The sequence below is a fragment of the Bacteroides sp. An322 genome (assembly GCF_002161765.1).
Classification (GTDB): Bacteria; Bacteroidota; Bacteroidia; order Bacteroidales; family Bacteroidaceae; genus Phocaeicola; species Phocaeicola merdavium.
This window is the reverse complement of the sequence record NZ_NFIN01000006.1, coordinates 86,395-105,689: the sequence shown is the minus strand read 5'-3', so window position 1 is coordinate 105,689 and position 19,295 is coordinate 86,395. Positions and strand designations below refer to the sequence as shown.

Genomic DNA, 19,295 nt, shown 5'->3' with positions numbered 1-19,295 from the left:
TCAATAATTCACTACGGGCCAACCATCGGGAGTCCATGTCATTTCACGGATGAAAAGCTTGGGTGCACCGTCTTCGGCTACGGAATAAGCATGACAAAGGAAATAATCTTTTCCGTCAAAATGATAAGCGGAATTATGTCCGATACCTGCATAATCAGTATTTCCTTCTATCACCAACGAACCTCCGCCTTTTGCCATCGGTCTACCTTCCTTATCTACATAAGGACCGATTGCTGATTTCGAACGTCCTACTACCACCTTATAGGTACTGTCCTTACCCCGACAACAATAGTCGAACGAAACAAAGAGATAATAATAATCTCCGTGTTTCATAATAAATGGAGCTTCCACAGCACCGTCGCCCGGATCTTTATCATCCAATTCAAACGAACGTTCGCGGCGGCAAAGCGAATGCCATTCTTCGGGTTGTGCTACCTGCATCATGTCATCGATTAATTTTACCATCTTGATACCATCCCAGAAAGAGCCGAAGCTCATCCATGGCGTACCGTTCTCATCTACAATGATATTGGGGTCAATGGCATTCCACATATCCCGATTCGGTACCGACTGAATAACCTTCCCGTGATCAGTCCATTTAAAATTCGGGTCGGCAGGGTCAAGGGTCGGATTCGTAGCATGTCCGATGGCTGACGTATTTTTCGCAAAAGCCGAACAAGAGTAAAACAAATGGTATAGCCCATTATGAAAAATAATATCGGGCGCCCATGTATGCCCTTTGTATTCTTTCACGGTCTCTACTGCCCATTGAGGCGCTTCAGTAAATACCGGTTTCTCAAATTTCCACGTCTTCAAATCTTTCGAAGACATGACCGATACACCTTGCCCTGTAGCAAACAGATAATATGTATCACCCTGTTTCGCCATTACCGGATCGTGAGCCAAAGGGCTGTCAGTCGTTGCCGGCTGTTGGGCTAATCCGCCTAAAGCAAAACAGACCCATACAACCATTACACATAAATGTCTCATATTCGTTTATTTATTAATAGTCATTTTATAAACACAAAGACGCAAAACGCGGAGCCTCCTCTTTAAATACGCTCTGCACTTTTGCGTCTCTGCGTTTTATTTAATTTTCGAATTATCAAATTTTCTTCATCCAATTGGTGATTCTGCCACCATTTTCATAACCACCTCCCACAATTGTGAGACCACGAGGCGACTTTTCCCAATCCACTTCACGCTGGATATAAATCTTGTTATCACCAATCGACAAAACGTTATTATCTGCATCGAAACTCCACGTAGTACCTTCTCCCCATGCATTTGAAACTACCGTTCCTTCTTCTTGCAACGTAATAACTACCGAACCATATTGTTCTGCATTATCATTCAACGTACTGTTTTCCGGCGTAGGCTTGAACTGGATCAATTCCCACTCGCCAACCAATTCTGATTGAGTTATCGCAACCTTAGGCACAGCACCATAACGTTCCGGCATCACCACGGGCCATCCGTCTTCTGTCCAACGAATGCTGCGTATATGCCCCATCATAATGGCATTACTGTATTGATTTCCACCCACATTTACGGGGAAACGTCCTTGAGATGCATAGAACCAATTTCCATTTCCATCGTCAAAGATACCGCAATGAGAAATGCCTACCCATCCTTCACTACCGGCAAATTTATACGGTGCAGTTACTTCCGGATACATATCCTGTCCGCTTGTAGCCGAATTACCCAACATATCCACGTATGGTCCTTCTGGATTTACCGAACGTACGACACGTGTATTGTATGCCACTTCCAACTGTCCGTAAGCAATAAACATATAATAATAACCGTCACGATATACAACATCCGGTCCTTCCGATGCTTGCCAACGGTTATTGCTATCCCCACGAGTAGCGACCAATGCACCGTATGAATTATCTTGAATAGCCCATGGAGAAGGAAGTTCGTTCATAGTCTTACCTGTTTCAGGATTCAATTCAATAGTTGCAAATCCACTGTGCCACGAACCGTATGTCAGCCAATGACGGTTATCTGAAGTAATCACTAATGTCGGATCAATGGCATTATACTTAAAATAAGCGTTCCAGTCACTTGCACTCGGACGACCATAATCGTTCATTCCTTTATCGGAAGAAGAACATATCACATATCCTTTATCTTCCCATTGGTTGGATGCCGGATCAGCAGTTTCCATCAAACCAATAAAAGCGCGTTCTCCCCATGAATTTTCTCCATCAATGTTATCATTTACCACAATGCAATAATACATTCGATACAGACCGTTACGAATTTTACGTACAACCGGTGCCCAATAACCATAATTGGGATTCTCAATCGGTGCTAGTCCTTCTTCTGCCCGGAGTGTGTTCAGTTTTTCTTTTACCCATGCCGGGGCTTCTTGCATCGTACCACCTAAATATTCCCAATCCACCAGATTCTGTGAACGACGGCAATGAAAATGTCCGCCTGCCTCATGTGCATTACCATACGAAGCGTCCGTCTGATACATATAATAATATCCATCATCTGCTTTCATCACAGACGGATCGTGCACATTTGCCAGATTCCATTGGTCACGGCTTTCCCAACCTGCTATTGAAGTATAATCATCAGGATATGTAGGAGCCTGATAATTAAGCAATTGTTCATCTCCACCTACTAATGTTGCTTCCGAGTAAACAGTGGCTCCATTATAGATACAGATAAAAGCACGCACATAGCAAATAGCCGGAAGTTCCGAAGTGTTCAATATTGCAGTTACAGTACCGTTAGACACGGTTCCCTTTACAGCCGAATCATAAATAGTAGGTTCATTGTCCGTACTATAACAGAATCCTATACCAGTATAACGCACACCTTCTTGTATACTAAAAGCAGCACTGATAGTAGCTCCTGCATCTGTCATTTCCACAATCTGCGGAGTTTCAATCCGTACACCTTCCGGACCAAAGCCTGTATTTTCATCATCGTCACATGCCACCAACATGAATACACATGCCAATAGCAAATTAATCCAATAAAATCGTTTCATAACTATTTTCTGCTTTTATTAAAGGAGAGAATGCACGAAAGCGCATTCCCTTCTTCTGTTTTTATAATTACCAACCTTCATTCTGTCCTAAGTTCGGCAACTTCTTGAGTTCATCGTCCGGTATCGGGAAATAATAATCACGCGGACTTACGAAAGTACGGCGAGTGGTTCTTTCTGCTGCGCCGTAATTATAAACCGTACCAGCTTCCGGAGTAATGATTACACCATACAGGTTATAAACTTGCTTGTAACGCGGCAGACTCGTTTCACTCGAAGGAGTCTGGTTTTCGAATAACATCCAACGACGCTCATCGAAGAAACGGTGGTCTTCAAACACCAATTCAATGCGGCGTTCGTTACGGATGCGCTCACGCAATTCTGTTTGGCTCATACCGCTATATGCAGGCATTCCAACACGGGCACGCAATTCGTTAATGTATTGATAAGCACGGTCTGGACCGTATGCTTCATTGTAAGCCTCAGCCGCATTCAGCAAGATTTCGCCATAGCGGAAAATCGGACAAACATGGCGATAAGTAGACGGGCTCTTGAAAGACATGTTGTTGCAATACTTCTTAGTATAGTAACCTGTCAACGTGCCACCAAACTGAAGTTGATAATCCAAACCTTCGGGATAAGATATGTCAATCGCACGATATTCTTCGTTTATAACATCTCCCCACATCGAGCCATGATGCTGAATGGTCTGTTCCAAGCGCGGGTCACGGTTAACATACGGATTCTGCGGGTCATAGCCACTGTTAGGGTCATCAATCGGCAAACCGTTAGCCATTTCATAACAATCTACAAAATTCTGTGTCGGATTGCAACGACCGTTTGACTGAATACTACCACTGAATCCACAAGGAGTCAAGTAGAATTCCACCGTATTCACCGTCCATACAGAACGGGTAAGGATATACTCATCATTATAATAAGGATTGGTAATGAAACAATTGTAATAATTTTCATTCGGATCGTTATCATCGGTAGTACACAATACGTATGGATGTACCTGACGGCTGTTTACTTCGATAAAATCGCTGGCAGCTTGAGCGGCTTCCTGCCACCAAGTCACGTCATTTGTCGGATTATGAAGTGCAGAAGCACGATAAAGCAAGGCTCTTGCACGCAACGCATACGCTGCAGCACCATTTACACGCCCCCAGTTTTCCTCCTCGTTGCTATAACGGAAAGGCAGGTCATCCTTTACGGCATCACATTCATCGGCAATCCATTTCAACACTTCTGCAGCATCCGTACGCGGACTGTTCATCCGTGGATCGTTCTGCTCGAATATGATAGGCTCACCGTTCTCATCGTCACCGATAATCAACATATCACCAAAGTAACCCACCAATTCCATGTGACAAAGAGCACGAAGTACACGGGCTTCGGCACGGTAACGGTCATAAAGATGATTATCATCCCCTTCTTCATCGTAGTTGCCGACCACATCTTCGCGTACATTCTTCAAAAACTTATTGGCTTTACGAATCCCTTCCGTATTTCTCTGCCAAAAGAATTCTGCCAACGGGTGGTTCGTTGCTCCATAACTACCATCCAGAATACCATAATATTGACAACTTGGCCAATAACACAAAGCATTGTCGGTCATACAATCGCGAGGCGAATTATAAGCACCGTCATTGATAGCGCGGAACGCATCCGGCAGATAATCGTAAAGGTTAGCCAAAACACCACGGGTGTTCTCATAACTACTGAACACCTGCTCCTCAGTCAAGGTCAGGTCAACCTCTTTATCCAAAAAGTCGCTGCATCCGGCAAAACCAATAGCCAGAGCAAAAGCGGTTGTATAGGTTATTATCTTTTTCATATTCATATATATTTGAAAATTAAGTTTAGAAACCAATGTTCACACCTACTGAGAAAGTACGAGTTTTAGGATACCACCAGCAGTAGCTCATAGGTTTTTCAGGGTCAATGTCTTTAGGCAGTTTACTCCAGTTATACAAGTTATAACCACTAAAATAGAAACGGCATTTAGTCATTCCGGCTTTAGCAATCAAACGAATCGGAAGTGAATAACCGATTTCTATATTGCGTAACGAGAGATAATTTCCGTTCTGAATCCAAATAGTATTTTGGTAAGAACCATTATCACGGTCACTGTCTTCCGTATTAAAACCTCCGTAACGGATACGCGGATACTTGGCACTAATATTGCGCGGGTCATTCGGATCATCCGTATAATACCCCCATGTATTAACCACCTCGTGTGTAGCGTTATTACTCCAGCCGGAATAACCGATAGCCGGAGAAAGGAATACCGAACGATTCAGATAAGCCGTCAACGTAGCACGAATATCAAACCCTTTGAATTCAGCACCGAACGTAACAGACGGTGTGATTTCCGGAATAATGGTATATCCCATCGGACACATATCGTCGGAATTAATCTGACGGTCGCCGTTCAAGTCTTTAAACACAGCTGTACCTAATTTCTGAGTACCACTGGCAAATGTACTATACGGATATTTCTCTGGATGGTCAATAGCATCTTGATGACTAGTAGCAATTAAGTTCGGATCACTTGCCCATTGCTCAAATTGGTACATATTCCAACCTCCGACCGTATTATTAAACGAACTTTCATACAAGCCTTGTACGGAAGTATAATCGAAGATAGGCTTACCCGTTTTACGCAACCATTCTTCACGCGGCTCGGTTTCATCCATTTCAGTAATCTTGTTCCGGTTGAATGTAAATAAACCTTCAATATAATAATTGAAATCACCCACCTTATTACGATGTCCGATTGTCAGTTCAACACCTTTAGTTTCTACTTTACCGTAAGAATCCTGTGACACAGCCACACCAAGCAGGGTCGGTGTATTAGAACGGGTAACCAAAATATTAGAACGCCATTCTTTGAATACATCAAACGAACCGTATAACTTCTTATTCCAGAAATCGAAATCCAAACCAAAGTTGAACATATCAGAAACCTCCCAACGGTTGTTGTAGTTACCAATCATGGTTTCATTCATACCGTTGATAAAAGTGGACGATGTACCGAAACTGTAACCTGTACCCGACCCCCATGTGCTTTGGAAAGGATAACGGCCTTGACCTACAGCATACGTATTGGCTTGTCCGGTATGTCCGAAAGAAGCACGAAGTTTCAAAAGGTTAATGTTTGCATTCTTCAACCACGGCTCTTCCGAAGCAACCCATCCGGCAGATGCTCCCCAGAAAGTACCCCAACGGTTTTCGGGAGCATAATTGTCACTACCCATACGGGAAATATTTCCCGACACAATGTAACGGTTGTCATATACATAAGTAGCCTGCCCGTTCCAAGAGAGATAACGATTGGAAGACAATTGACTGGGAGTATGGTTGTTCGCTTCACGCACATTCTCACGCATCTGATAAGTACGGATAAAAGCACGTGCGTTCACCGCATGTTTTCCGCCAAACGTATAGTTGTAATGGAAACCGGCATTGAAGTTCACCGTATAGTTATTGGCACGTTCAATGGCAGAAGGATTAGTCAAAGCCGAATATTGTCTGGTTCGAGTATAAGTATACTGCGAAACATCCGTTACAGCCATATTCGCATAGTCGTAGCTATAAGCGTCAATACTGTTGCTCTGTTGAGACTGGAACACATCGAAAGCATCGAAACTTACCATTACGTTGGCTTTCAATCCGGGAACCAATTCAGACAAATCTCCCGTTACGTTTAAAGTTGAATACAAACTACGGCGACGGTTCTTGTCCTGACCGGAAGATGCCAACAAATAAGCCGGATTTTGAGCTGTTTCACTCAAATAAATCAATCCGTTAGGAGTAACTGTCGGCTCCATAGGATTGGCTTCTACCGCACCGAATGTTACCAAGTTGAACACACTGGTCAATGGTTGGGTGATGTTATCGATACGACCGCCCAAATCCAAAGACACATTCAAGTATTTGTTTACGTCAATATCCAAGTTCGAACGCAAATTATAACGGTTCAGCTTATGCTGGGTATCGAAATCCTCATTATAACCGGTCCACTGGGAATTCCACATACCTTCCTGACGCAAATAAGAGAACGATACATAGTAACGGGCACGGTTATTACCACCGCTGATTTGTAAATTCGTCTTATACGTCGGTGCCATGTCACGATAGAGTTCGTCAAACCAGTTGGTATCAAAATACCGATACCGGTCCATGCCTTCCAATGTTTCTCCATTCGATACACGACGGTAGTTTTCAATCTGTTCTTCCGTATAAAGCGGGTCTTGACCGCTCAAGTAACGGGCACGGTTACGGGTCAATGCGGTATTGTAAGCATTCTGATTTTCCATACGGTTACTCAAGAACTGGAATCCGACTTCTTGGGTAAAATCGATATTCGTCTTTCCTGCTGCACCACGTTTGGTAGTTACCTGAATAACACCGTTGGCACCTCGCATACCGTAAATTGCGGCAGCGGCAGCATCTTTCAACACCGTAATGCTTTCAATAGGGAACGCATCAAGGAAAGAAAGGTCACGCTCCACGTTGTCCACGATAATCAACGGGGCACGGGCATTGGAATTCATGGTGCGGATACCACGGATATACATAGCGGATTCTGTCCAACCCGGTTCGCTAGACCATTCGTAAGTTTCTACACCCGTCAAAGTAGAAGAGAAAGCATTCTGAAGCACTGTAATAGGATATTTTTGCAACAATTCCCCCGAAACGGAAGAAGTGGATTCTGTCATAAACTTCTTCTGTTTGGTACTAAAACCTACAGACACTTCGTGAGCATATTCATCAATATCCTCTTCCATCTCTACTTGAAAACCATTCAAGGCAGCTGTTGCCGAAGCATTTTTATACCCTACACAAGTGACGCAAATTTCGTCACCGTCCTTTACATTCTTCAAGCTAAAATAACCGTCGGCGTCCGTCAGGGCGATACGGCTTTGTTCAGCTACATTCACGATGGCACCTACAACGCCGTTGCCTTCGGCATCCACAACGCGCCCATTCAGCACACCAGGCTGTTGGGCGTACGTAAATCCGGCTACCATCACCAAGGCTGTCGACAGCAAGGTACGTCCTGCGTCAGACAGTTTCGTTGTCATATTGTTTATGTTGATACACATATTCATTTCTTTTTAAGGTTACCGACCAAAGGTTATTCCCAGCCGGGATTATTCTCAATATTTGTTTTCCAATATTCAGCTTCCGGTATCGGATAGAGATACATTCTATCCTCAAAGACACGTTCTTGAGCTACTTTACGTTCAATCGAACCGTCTTCGTTCACCGTAATACCATAAATAGGACGTGACAAAGCTTCTACAGCCACATTCCAACGACGAACATCCCACCAGCGATGTTCTTCGAAAGCGAATTCTACCGTACGTTCCTTATGGATAAAGTTACGCAAACTTTCCTGAGATTTCAAATCTGCACGGTCTGCCACACTTCCGCTGATGCCTGCACGGTAACGTACCTGATCCAACATGTCATACACTTCCTGGCAAGGTCCCTGCGCCTCATTCAAAGCTTCAGCATAGTTCAGCAAGATTTCCGCATAACGGATAATCGTCCACAGACGGTAAGCCGAACCGGTATGTTCTGCATTCAGAATGGCTTCCGGAATATACTTACGCAAGTAGTAACCGGTAGGAGTAACATTCGTGTTGCCTTTCGGATTATCACGTTGTCCGAAAATTACGTTGATAGCACCGTTACCCCATGTTCTTCCCTGATAAAGGACACTGGCTGCCAAACGCGGGTCACGATTTTCCCACATGTGTGCATCGTCATAACCGCTCGCCCAAACAGTGTCCGGAGTAAGAGTAGCCGTGTTGTAAACAGGGGCACCTGTTTCGTCATATTGGGCAAACGGTGAAGATCCGTCTGCCATATCATACATATCCACTAAGTTCTGTGACGGGCAGAGACCGCCGTTACCTCCTTCACCTACCGGCGTATCATTCTGGATACCCGCCCAACCTATCTGAACATCGTTGCGATAGAAAATCACCTCCGTATTGCCGTCATAAGCTGTACGCAACAAGGCGTTGGTGTACCCTTCAATACCAATGGGCAATCCTGTCTGAGCATCAAAAGAAGTCATCAAACTGAAATCGTTCCCGTAATCATCAATGAAACTTTTGGCTGCATCAGCTGCCTGTTGCCACGTAATGCCTGAGTCGGCACTGTAACGCGGACTTGCCATATAAAGCATGATACGCGAGTAAAGGGCACGTGCCATAGGTTGCGCAATACGTCCGGCACGAGCACTGTTCCAAGCATCTGCCTTACTCAGCAAACCAGACTCACATTCCTGCAATTCTTTCAGAATGAAATCCACCACATATTCCTTTATTGTCGGCCGTTCCGTATAACCGGACAGCAAGTCACCATTCGGGTCAAGTACTTCGGTCACAATAGGAATCGGACCGTAACGCAAGAACATTTCCCAATAGAACCATGCACGGAGGAAACGAGCCTCGGAAGTATAATGCAATTTGTCTTGCTCGTATTGCTCATCGCTCAATTCGATATCCTTGGGCACATTATCAATACGGGTAATAATCATATTTGTCTTACGGATACCCCGATAATAAGATTCCCACGTACTGGTCAGTTCCGGTGCACCGGTTGTACTAAAATAGTCGCCTCGATTGAACGAAGACTTCACGCCACCCGGGAAACTGGTCTCACCTAAATCGGTAGCAGCATCCAACCACGTATTGTTGATACGGTTGGCACCATGACGCAAAAAGTTATAAGTGTCATAGTGGAACTGTACCATCAAGTTCCAAGACCCGAAAGTTTCTTCTTCGGTCACCTCGTTGCTGGGCTGTTTGTCAAGGAACCCTCCGAACATATCTTCGCACGAAGTCAGTGTCGCGGCACCTACGCCCAATGCAAATATACTGTATACTAAAAATTTCTTCATAATCCGTTAGAATTTAATATTTACTCCAAAGTTAACAGTTTTCATAATGGGGAAACGGTTCGAGCCGTTACTTTCCGGGTCGGTCAGACCATCCAAGTGATCCCAGGTAACGAGGTTATTGGCGTTAATATACAAACGGCAATCACTCATACCTACTTTGTGGCTCCAGCGTTCGGGCAACGTATAGCTCAACTCGATATTCTTCAAACGCAGGAAAGCACCATTCTTCAAGAAGTAAGAGTTCTGACGTTGGTTATGATCGCCATAATCGTTGTAATGCAACAACGGATACTTAGCATGTGCCAAGTTATAAGCTTCTGATTCTGCCGGATTCCAACGTTCCAAATGATGTTCTTTCACTTTACCGCCATTGATAAAGGCAAACATGGCTTCAGCATCGTAATAACGGCTCACATGATCTACACCTTGGAACATAACGCTGAATCCCCAGTTCTTGTAATTGGCACTCAAATTAAGCGCATACATATTTTCCGGGATATCGCTATAACCGATGAACGTTTCGTCGCGGTCGTCAATAAAACCGTCTTGGTTCATATCGCGGTACTTCAAGTCACCCACTTTTACATCACTACTGAAACGGGAATCAGGCAAATTGCCACTATCCAAATCGGCTTGTGTCACATAGCCATCGCAAATCAAGCCGAAATATTGGTTGATGGGATGTCCTTCACGCTTACGGTAATCTGTTTTGATGGACGGTTCATCCATACTGAGGATTTCATTCCGCGCATGAGAGAAATTAAATCCGATTGTGTAATGGAAATCACTGCCGATGTGGTTGCTGTGTTTCAACTCGATTTCATAACCTTGGTTCTTCGTCTTACCCAAGTTTGCGGCAGCCATTACCACACCGACCCATTCCGGACGGGTCAGATACGTAGTAAGGATGTCGTTACGTTTTTCATAGAAGACATCGACATTACCGGTCAACATACCGTTGAAGAAACCGAATTCGATACCGACATTATATTTATGGGCACGTTCCCAAGTCACTCCGTAGTTCGGATATTGCGCATCGTAGATACCGGTCTGTCCGGTAGTTCCGAAATAATAGTCATTGGTGATTTGCGACCACTTCTGTTCATAAAGGAAACGTTGTTGCACACCGTTCACCTGATATACATCGTTACCTACCTGTCCGTATGAAGCACGGATTTTCAGATTATTCAACCAGTCGGAATATTTCTGCATAAACGGTTCATTGCTCAAACGCCAACCGATAGAGAAAGCGGGGAAGAAACCGAAACGCTTGCCTTTCATGAAGTTTTCAGAACCGTTGTAACCGGCATTGAACTCTGCCAGGTAACGGTCATCCCATGCATAAGTGACACGACCTACCAAACCTTGGTAACGTTTTGCCAAATCCGCCTTGCTACGGTAATCGTTCTGCATATACAACGCCATAGCAGTTACATCATGCTTACCGAACTTGCGTGCATAATTCACTTGCGCCTCCATATAGAGTTTATAAATAGAAGTAAATTCGCTTCCATGTGTTAACTCAGTATCGGTATTAAACTTATTATAAGCCGTTAACGACTCATAGTTAGTATCGTCATTCAGTTCGTAAGTCGCGAAGTTACGGGTGTAATTATTGCGGTGTAAATTTTCGTAGTCGAACGAAAGCATACCTTTCACACTTAATCCTTCAGTCAGCCAGTCCATCTTATAATCCACGATGAAGTTGGTTTCGTTCACCACATTGGTCGACTTGTAATAACCGGCTTCGGTCAGACGAGCCACGATGTTATTCTGATACTGTGAAGTACCTGCATAAAGCGTACGGGTACTTTCACCGTTCGGTATGGAATAGGATACCGGGAACAACCAGCCCGGAGTATGATTCAACTCATAAAAAATTTCACTATAATTAGGGGCAGAGTCGTTTGTATTCGGTCCCCGGCGTTCCTCGAAACGTGTACCGAAATTCACCGAGAATGTCAAATCCGTAGTCAAGAAGAAGTCGGTATTGGCACGGAACGAATAACGGCGGAAACCAGGACTTGAGGTATTGCCGAACTGGTCGTTACTCAGGTTCTTCACAATAGATTTCTGGTCGTAGAATTCACCTGAAGCATAGTAACGCATACGTTTCGTACCACCCGTAACACTTACGTTATAACGCTGTGCGGGAGCCGTATTGCTCAATACTTGGTCATACCAATCCACATTTGGATAAAGCATGGCATCTCTCCCGCTCAGTTCGCCTGCTACCGAACGGCGGTACATCTCGATATCGTCTGCAGAGAACTGCGAAGGCAGACCATCGTTAGCCAATGCTTCTTCCAACAACATCACCGATTGGTAAGAATCCAAATACGTATCCTTACGTGTCGGACTTTGAATCTGCCAGTTAGCGGTCAAACTCACTACCGGTTTCTGTTCTTTACCACGTTTGGTGGTAATCAACATAACACCATTCGCACCACGTACACCGTAAACGGCTGTAGCCGAAGCATCTTTCAGGACAGAAATCGTTTCAATATCATCGGGAGCGATTTGTGAGAACGAACGTTCTACGCCGTCCACCAATACCAACGGTTGAGCATCGCCCGCAAAAGTAGCACGTCCACGAATATAGATTTGTGCATCATCGGCACCCGGAGCACCGGAAGTCTGCGAAGTAATCACACCGGTAATCTTACCAGAGATAGCTTGCGAAATGTTTGCAGAAGGTGTGGAAAGCAAATCTTTGGACGTCACTTGTGAAATGGCACCAATCACACTTTCCTTCTTCTGCGCACCGTAACCTACAACGACTACTTCTTCCAACATTTCGGTATCTTCACGCAACGTAATGTCTAATGTCGTTTTTCCGGCTACTTTAACCTCTTGGGTCTGATAACCGATATATGATATCTGCAACACTGCATTCTCGCTGACGGTCAGTTTGAATACACCGTCGAAATCGGTAATCACTCCATTAGTCGTACCTTTCTCTACCACACTGGCACCAATTACAGTTTCTCCTGTGGCATCCTTTACAACACCCGTCACCTGTTTGGTCTGGGCAAAAACGGATGTTCCCGCTAACAGTATACAAAATACAGCTAGCCACCGCACGAGCAACCTGCCTCGTGAAGTTTGGGAATATGTTTGATTATCTTTCATATAAAATACAAATTGTATGGTTTATATTATTTTTCTATATTGTCAGCAAATGGGAAATAACCCACTTTATGAATATCCAAACATGCCTTTTCTTCCGTAAGGAACACGACTATCTGTTCGGTTGTGATACCATCACCTTGGAACGTGTAATCACTGAGTGTAGTTCCAGCTGCAGTTCTCACCTTAGCTAAAGTATTCAAAGTGGTGCCGCCACGGGTGACAAACACTCTGACGTATGCGCCGTCCATATCTGCGGGGAAGGTATCCCAATTAAATCCGCTATTGACAGTACCTCCCTCATAAATGCCTGCCCAACCGTATGCATCCGAGCGCAAAACAAGATATTCTGAATAACCAGGACCGTTTAATTCAGCGGTTGCTACAACTAAAAGCCAATTTTCCCAGTTATTAACAGCACCATTGTTCGTGTTAGTGAAAATAAATCCAAACGGATATTCCGTATTACCTTCAATGGTATAAGCATCGGAGAAGGAAACCCAGAATCCGTCTGAGCAATCTTCAGCACCCACCAAATAGCTGCCTTCTTCGAAACTTTCACCTTCAGTATAGGTATCTTCAACATCTATCTGCAAATAAGAGCCTTCACAAGTAAGGAACGCACCGATAGTCTCTTCTAATTCTCCAGTATAGCTGAATGAATAGTTGTAGACAGTCCCCGACGCTGTGGTCACTACTGTATTCATATTAATATTATTGCCGTCACGTGTCAAAGTCAAATCCACGTAAGCTCCGTTCATATCAAGATTGAACGTATTGTTTGCATCAAATACGAAATTATGGGTAATTTTAGAAGCATCGTAATTAGCATCTCCCCAACCGTATGCATCCGAACGTAATACAAAATATTCAGCATAACCTTCTTCATCACGGTTTTTACCGTTAGTTACAACTACCACCCAATTACACCAGTTATTAGTAGTATTATTATTGTAGTTGTAGAAACCAAAGTGCACACTGTTCTTGAAATGAACCAAATCAGAAAATGCAGTCCACCATGCTGTAGAACAGTCTTCTGCACCAATGGTAATATAATTGCCGAAGTCACCTGCACCACCGCCACCAGTACCAGGCACAGCAATTTGCGTACTGCTAATCTTATTGCGATAGATTATCAAATCATCTATCCACCATTCTTTGTTCTCTTCTGCGCCATAGCCTATATATAAATAAGGTGTATTCGCCATGAACTGCACTAACTTAGAACAATCAAAATCGGGAATGTATTGGTCAATACGTTTATTGCCGTCTACATACACCGTATAACCGTCATTATGCACCATCAAAGCCACATAATGCCATACACCAGGTTCGTCCAACATGCCCGTGGTAGCCTCATCTGCCGTATTGACAGAAAGATTCCCGTCCATGCCTTCGTAAACCAAAGCACCATTACCCGTCATGTACAACGACTCTGTGCCGTTTTCGTTTTGGAATGCGAAAAGCGCGCTGTTTATATCCTTAACAGCCGTACCGGCTGCTACCTCGGCTTCGTCCAACGCTGCTTGTTTTACCCAAAACGTCATCGACACGGCTTCTTCTGCAGAAGTCGCGAGCATCGGGTTGAAGAAACGAACGTAGCCGCCATTGAAATGGAGCACTTGACTGCCTAAATCGGCATCCTGCACCAAGTCCGGCGTATCGCCGTTCGCATAAGCAAAAGTTTGCATAACTTGTGGGTCAATAGCTTCATCGAATGAATACTCACCCACTTTTTCAGTCTTTGGATAGATGTCTGTTCCAGCGGGTGGGTCCATTTGCCCCCATTCCTGACAGGCTCCAAAGCAAAAGGCTGTAACTACTGCGGCTAAGACTATCCGCCATTGCCGCCATCTGTTTGTCCTCATAATACTGATTTTTGGTTGTTATTTATTAGGGTTCATTAATCAGGTTACAAAATTATCATTAAAACGGCATACATGTGGGGACAAAAGTATATAAAGGGTGGATAATTGTCTTTTCCACTCTATTCATTCCCCCATTAAACTGCTCGGTGTTACATTGAAATGCTTTGTAAAACAGCGAGTAAAGTACTTCGGGTCGTTAAATCCTACCTCGTATGCTATTTCTGATATATTCATTGTACGGTTCACCTTATTCCTCAACAGCAACTCACGGGCAAGGTTCAATCGGTAGTTCCGGATAAACTGCCCAGCCGACTGTCCGGTCAGGCTCTGCATCTTCTTATAGAGCAGACTTTTGCTGATACCCATCTCGTTGATGAAATCACTAACTTCAAACTCCGGATTCTTATAGTTCTCTTTCACCACCTTCATGGCATGTTCCAAGAACTTCTTATCTTCCGAGTCTTCTTCTCCTAAATTCAAAGAATCGGTATTCATATCAATTGAGAATTTCTGCTGGAAACGTTTACGGTTTTCCAAAATGCTTGATATACGTGCCAACAGCATATTCTCATCAAAAGGCTTCAGCAAATAAGCATCCACTCCCATCTTATAACTTTCCAGACGGGCTTCGTCAGAAGTCTTGGCAGTAAGCATCAAGAAAGGAATGTGTGAAATAGAAAAGTCACTCCGTACTCGACGCGACAATTCCACTCCGTCCATCACTGGCATCATCAAGTCACTGATAATAAAGTCTACGTTGTAGTTCTTTAATATATGAAGGGCTTCTCGTCCGTCTACCGCTTCCAATACATTATAATATTCGCGCAAAATCGAACGGGTATAGTCGCGCATATCTTTATTGTCTTCCACCACAAGTACCGTCAGTTTACTATTCTTCAGAAGCTCTGGGCGAATCTCTTCCACTTCGTTAGACGATTCTTCGCTATCTGCCCTACGCACAATCGGGAACAAGACATGGAAGGTAGCTCCTTTTGTCGGATTGTTTTTCACACCAATTTTGCCATCCAACTGTTCTACCAGTTTCCGGCAAAGATACAATCCGATGCCTGTACCACTCTGACCGCTAACCGACTCTTGGCTTTGATTGTCAGACTGATAGAACCGTTCAAACACCCGGTTCAGGTCCTCTCCCGGAATACCCTTTCCCGTATCACACACACCGATGAAAAGCTGTTCGCCTCTGTCTGCACGCAACGAAGCGACATATACCGTCACCTCTCCTCCTCGTGGCGTAAACTTCAAAGCATTGCTAATCAGATTGGTCAGTATCTTCCGCAAAATATCTTCCGCAAACATCATAAACGGATTCGCCAAACGGACACAGCACCTGAATGTAATCCCCCGTGCCTGTGCATAATCAGCAAACGATGGGGTAAACTCATCCAAAAAACGGCGCAAATTACCGTAATTAGGCACAATCTTCATCCGACCCTCTTCTACTTTTCGGAAATCCATCAATTGGTTAATCAGCGAAAGCAGGTACTTCGAATTACGGTCTACCAGCTGAAGCTGTTCGATGACTTGCGGGTTGTAACTCAACTTCAAGGCACGCTCTATCGGACCGATAATCAGCGTCAGTGGCGTACGGAACTCGTGGGTGATGTTGGTAAAAAAAGCCAGTTTATCAATCGTCAACTCTTCTACCTTTCGCGACATTTCCAAGATTTGGTTTTTCTGTGCAGTGATTTTCTCGTTCGATTCTTTCAGCAACTTGTTCTGGTGCGAAAGTTCTTCGGTCTGGTCAGACAACAGTTTCTTCTGCTCTTCCAATTCATGCGTGCGCTCCTCTACCATGATATGAAGCAACTTTTGTTGGCGCCTCAACGAACGGAACCGCAAATAAAGTGCTATCACAACCACCAGTACAATCACCAGTTTAAACCAAATTGTCCGATAAAAATACGGAATTACCTTTATTTTCAAAGTCTGAGTAGGGGTAACGAAATTATTTCCGTCTGAAGCGTAACGCAATTCAAACACATATTCACCCGGACGCAAATTAGTAAACGACACAACATGCTGGCTGGCAGGCAAATAAATCCATTTATCATCGAACCCATTTAAGCGGTAAGCATAACGTGCCAATGCCGTCGGATGATAATCCAGCGAAGCAAAACTAAGCGTAAGCCGTTTGTCGCGTTCATGAATGGTAAGGACATCTCCAGCAGGTTTCACCTCCCGGTCGAAACAAGTGAAGCCCGTAAATACCAACGGAAAATGTTTTTCCGTTTCGACACGAGGCAATAAACGGATTTCCGAAAATCCTCCCGTACTGCCTACATACAAGCTACCGTCTTTCGAACCGCCAATCGCATTCCAATAAAACTGATTGCTGGGCAAACCGTCATGACGGGTATAATTTTGGAAAGAACCGTCTTTCGGATTAAAATATGACAAACCATTGTTTGTAGTAAGCCATACATAACCGTTTTCTCCTTCCCAAACACCTATTACACTGTTATGAATCAAGCCATTACCGACATTGTATGCCTTAAAACGGCAATCTTTTCCTTCGCCCGTAACCTGATAAAATCCATTCCCATTGGTGGCTACCCATACCGTTCCGCTCTTGCCCTGGCATATCGAAGTGATGCGTTCGGCAGTCCGTTCCGAAGGATTGTCCAGCTTATGGTCATAAAGAATATAGTCCAACGAGTCTTTCCCGTAAGAATGCAGGTTTATCTGATACAACCCAGGAGTTGCCCCTATCCACAAAATTCCTTCACGGGTGATGCATCCGCCCAATGTACCGAAAATGCTGCCCTTCCGTCTGCCTTGAAACGGATCGCTTACCTTGCCCGTGTCTGGATGATAAACCAGTATTTCACGGTTCGTCCCTATCCAAAGCACCTGATTCAAAGTATCGTAAAGCAAAACACTGACATAAGCCTGTGCTAAATCAGGATTGGCGGTCAAAATGGGATGAAAAGCCTTGTTAGACAGATTCTTCCCGTCTATCCAGCCCAATCCTCCGCCCCATGTGCCGACATAGATGCGCCCCTTGCCATCGGAAGCCAACGCACTGACCGAATTATGACTTAGATGCGCCGGAGCTGCAGTCGTATAATGTTCAAAATCCTGGCCTCCTGCCCGCCGTAAGTTCAGCCCTGCTTCTACAGTTCCTAACCAAAGCGAACCGTCTTTTTCCTCTAAAATCGCATTCACTAAATTGCCCGACAAACTGCCCGGAACTTCGGGAGAATGCAAATGGTTCTGAATCTGCAAACGCGAGACTCCCATCCGGTTCAAGCCCCCCACTTCAGTTCCTATCCATACCATATCTTCATCAGCGAGCATGCAATTAATGAAATTGCAATTCAAACCCGAACCGATACCCCCGTTCTCCCGTTGCTGGATACGGGTAAAATTATCGGTCACAGCATTATATAAGTTCAATCCTTTCAATGTCCCCACCAGCAAAGTACCGTCTGACATCACCGCGATATCCGTTACATAACTTTGCGACAAGGAAGAGGAATCGTGCTCATTATAGGTATACGATTTCAGGATACGTTTTCCGATATTATAACGAAACAAACCGACATCGGTGCCAAGCCAAACATCGTTTTGCCAAAAAGCGATACACAACATGACGGCACCCGGCGGAAGCTGCAAGTGTTCATCTATCGGCAACGGCTTTTGCGGGGCAGACACATCTTCCTTCAACACAGACAACGAGCCTAAATAGTCAAACCAAAGATAGCCCTCGTGCTCACAAAATCCCAAACTGCGGTTATACAAATGGAGGTCACAAATCCGAATAACGGCACTCGCCCGACCGTCTTCGGAAAAAGAGATTTTATACAACGCATTGTCAGCCCCCACCCACATATTTCCTGCAGAAGAGCAATAAACGAAACTAGCAGACCGGAACTGATTGGCAACATACGCTTCGCCCAGTTCCTCCGGAGCTACTAGATGCAAGTGGTGTGCATCAAGAATATCGATTCCCTGTTCGCCAGCCAGCCAAATCCGCCCAAAACGGTCTTCACAAAACTTTTGGATAAAGTTACTCTTCAGACGGGTTTCACCTGAAAAAGCATTAAATGTCTCAAAACGATAACCATCGAAACGGGTCACCCCATTACCGCCCGTAGAAACCCATAAAAAACCTTGGCGGTCTTTCATCAAGTCCTCCACATAATTGCTAGGCAAACCATCGTCCATAGTCAAATGCGTAAACAGGTAATTGCCCTCTCCGTTTTGTGACGCAGCCGGAAGTGTGTACAAAAAAATACACATCCATACAGCCAATAACCCAACGTGTATCTTCATAATACTTGAGACCTTCATCTTTCTTCAACAAATATAATTATTTTTATCAAACAAATAAGAGAAACGAAGG

Annotated in this window: 8 protein-coding genes; all 8 read right to left on the bottom strand. The window is 44.3% G+C overall.

The features are described 5' to 3' along the window. Window positions 1-990, bottom strand: coding sequence for an arabinan endo-1,5-alpha-L-arabinosidase (locus B5F91_RS05160; protein WP_087428023.1), 990 nt, complete (start codon window positions 988-990; stop codon window positions 1-3). Window positions 991-1,105: 115 nt separating this feature from the next. Next, window positions 1,106-3,010 (bottom strand): arabinan endo-1,5-alpha-L-arabinosidase, encoded by a 1,905-nt coding sequence (locus B5F91_RS05155; RefSeq protein WP_087428022.1) that lies wholly within the window; start codon window positions 3,008-3,010, stop codon window positions 1,106-1,108. Window positions 3,011-3,077: 67 nt separating this feature from the next. Further along, window positions 3,078-4,847: a RagB/SusD family nutrient uptake outer membrane protein gene (locus B5F91_RS05150; RefSeq protein ID WP_087428073.1), complete on the bottom strand. Its 1,770-nt coding sequence runs from the start codon at window positions 4,845-4,847 to the stop codon at window positions 3,078-3,080. A gap of 25 nt (window positions 4,848-4,872) precedes the next feature. Next, window positions 4,873-8,127 carry a TonB-dependent receptor gene (locus tag B5F91_RS05145; RefSeq protein WP_162611696.1) on the bottom strand — a complete coding sequence of 1,085 codons (3,255 nt, stop codon included), beginning with the start codon at window positions 8,125-8,127 and terminating at the stop codon, window positions 4,873-4,875. A gap of 26 nt (window positions 8,128-8,153) precedes the next feature. Then, complete coding sequence (locus tag B5F91_RS05140; RefSeq protein ID WP_087428020.1) at window positions 8,154-9,932, bottom strand: RagB/SusD family nutrient uptake outer membrane protein; 1,779 nt, start codon at window positions 9,930-9,932, stop codon at window positions 8,154-8,156. Between the two features lie 6 nt (window positions 9,933-9,938). Continuing rightward, complete coding sequence (locus tag B5F91_RS05135) at window positions 9,939-13,064, bottom strand: TonB-dependent receptor (protein WP_087428019.1); 3,126 nt, start codon at window positions 13,062-13,064, stop codon at window positions 9,939-9,941. Window positions 13,065-13,090: 26 nt separating this feature from the next. After that, window positions 13,091-14,929 carry a LamG-like jellyroll fold domain-containing protein gene (locus B5F91_RS05130; protein WP_087428018.1) on the bottom strand — a complete coding sequence of 613 codons (1,839 nt, stop codon included), beginning with the start codon at window positions 14,927-14,929 and terminating at the stop codon, window positions 13,091-13,093. Window positions 14,930-15,052: 123 nt separating this feature from the next. Further along, entirely contained in the window at window positions 15,053-19,225 is a 4,173-nt protein-coding gene (locus B5F91_RS05125; RefSeq protein ID WP_087428072.1) for a two-component regulator propeller domain-containing protein, read from the bottom strand. Window positions 19,226-19,295 lie beyond the last annotated feature (70 nt).

What these genes read in the sequence shown, in the direction of transcription:
- B5F91_RS05160 (WP_087428023.1), bottom strand. Translation starts at nt 990, where the DNA reads ATGAGACATTTATGTGTAATGGTTGTATGGGTCTGTTTTGCTTTAGGC.
- B5F91_RS05140 (WP_087428020.1), bottom strand. Translation starts at nt 9,932, where the DNA reads ATGAAGAAATTTTTAGTATACAGTATATTTGCATTGGGCGTAGGTGCC.
- B5F91_RS05150 (WP_087428073.1), bottom strand. Translation starts at nt 4,847, where the DNA reads ATGAAAAAGATAATAACCTATACAACCGCTTTTGCTCTGGCTATTGGT.
- B5F91_RS05155 (WP_087428022.1), bottom strand. Translation starts at nt 3,010, where the DNA reads ATGAAACGATTTTATTGGATTAATTTGCTATTGGCATGTGTATTCATG.
- B5F91_RS05130 (WP_087428018.1), bottom strand. Translation starts at nt 14,929, where the DNA reads ATGAGGACAAACAGATGGCGGCAATGGCGGATAGTCTTAGCCGCAGTA.
- B5F91_RS05135 (WP_087428019.1), bottom strand. Translation starts at nt 13,064, where the DNA reads ATGAAAGATAATCAAACATATTCCCAAACTTCACGAGGCAGGTTGCTC.
- B5F91_RS05125 (WP_087428072.1), bottom strand. Translation starts at nt 19,225, where the DNA reads ATGAAGATACACGTTGGGTTATTGGCTGTATGGATGTGTATTTTTTTG.
- B5F91_RS05145 (WP_162611696.1), bottom strand. Translation starts at nt 8,127, where the DNA reads ATGAATATGTGTATCAACATAAACAATATGACAACGAAACTGTCTGAC.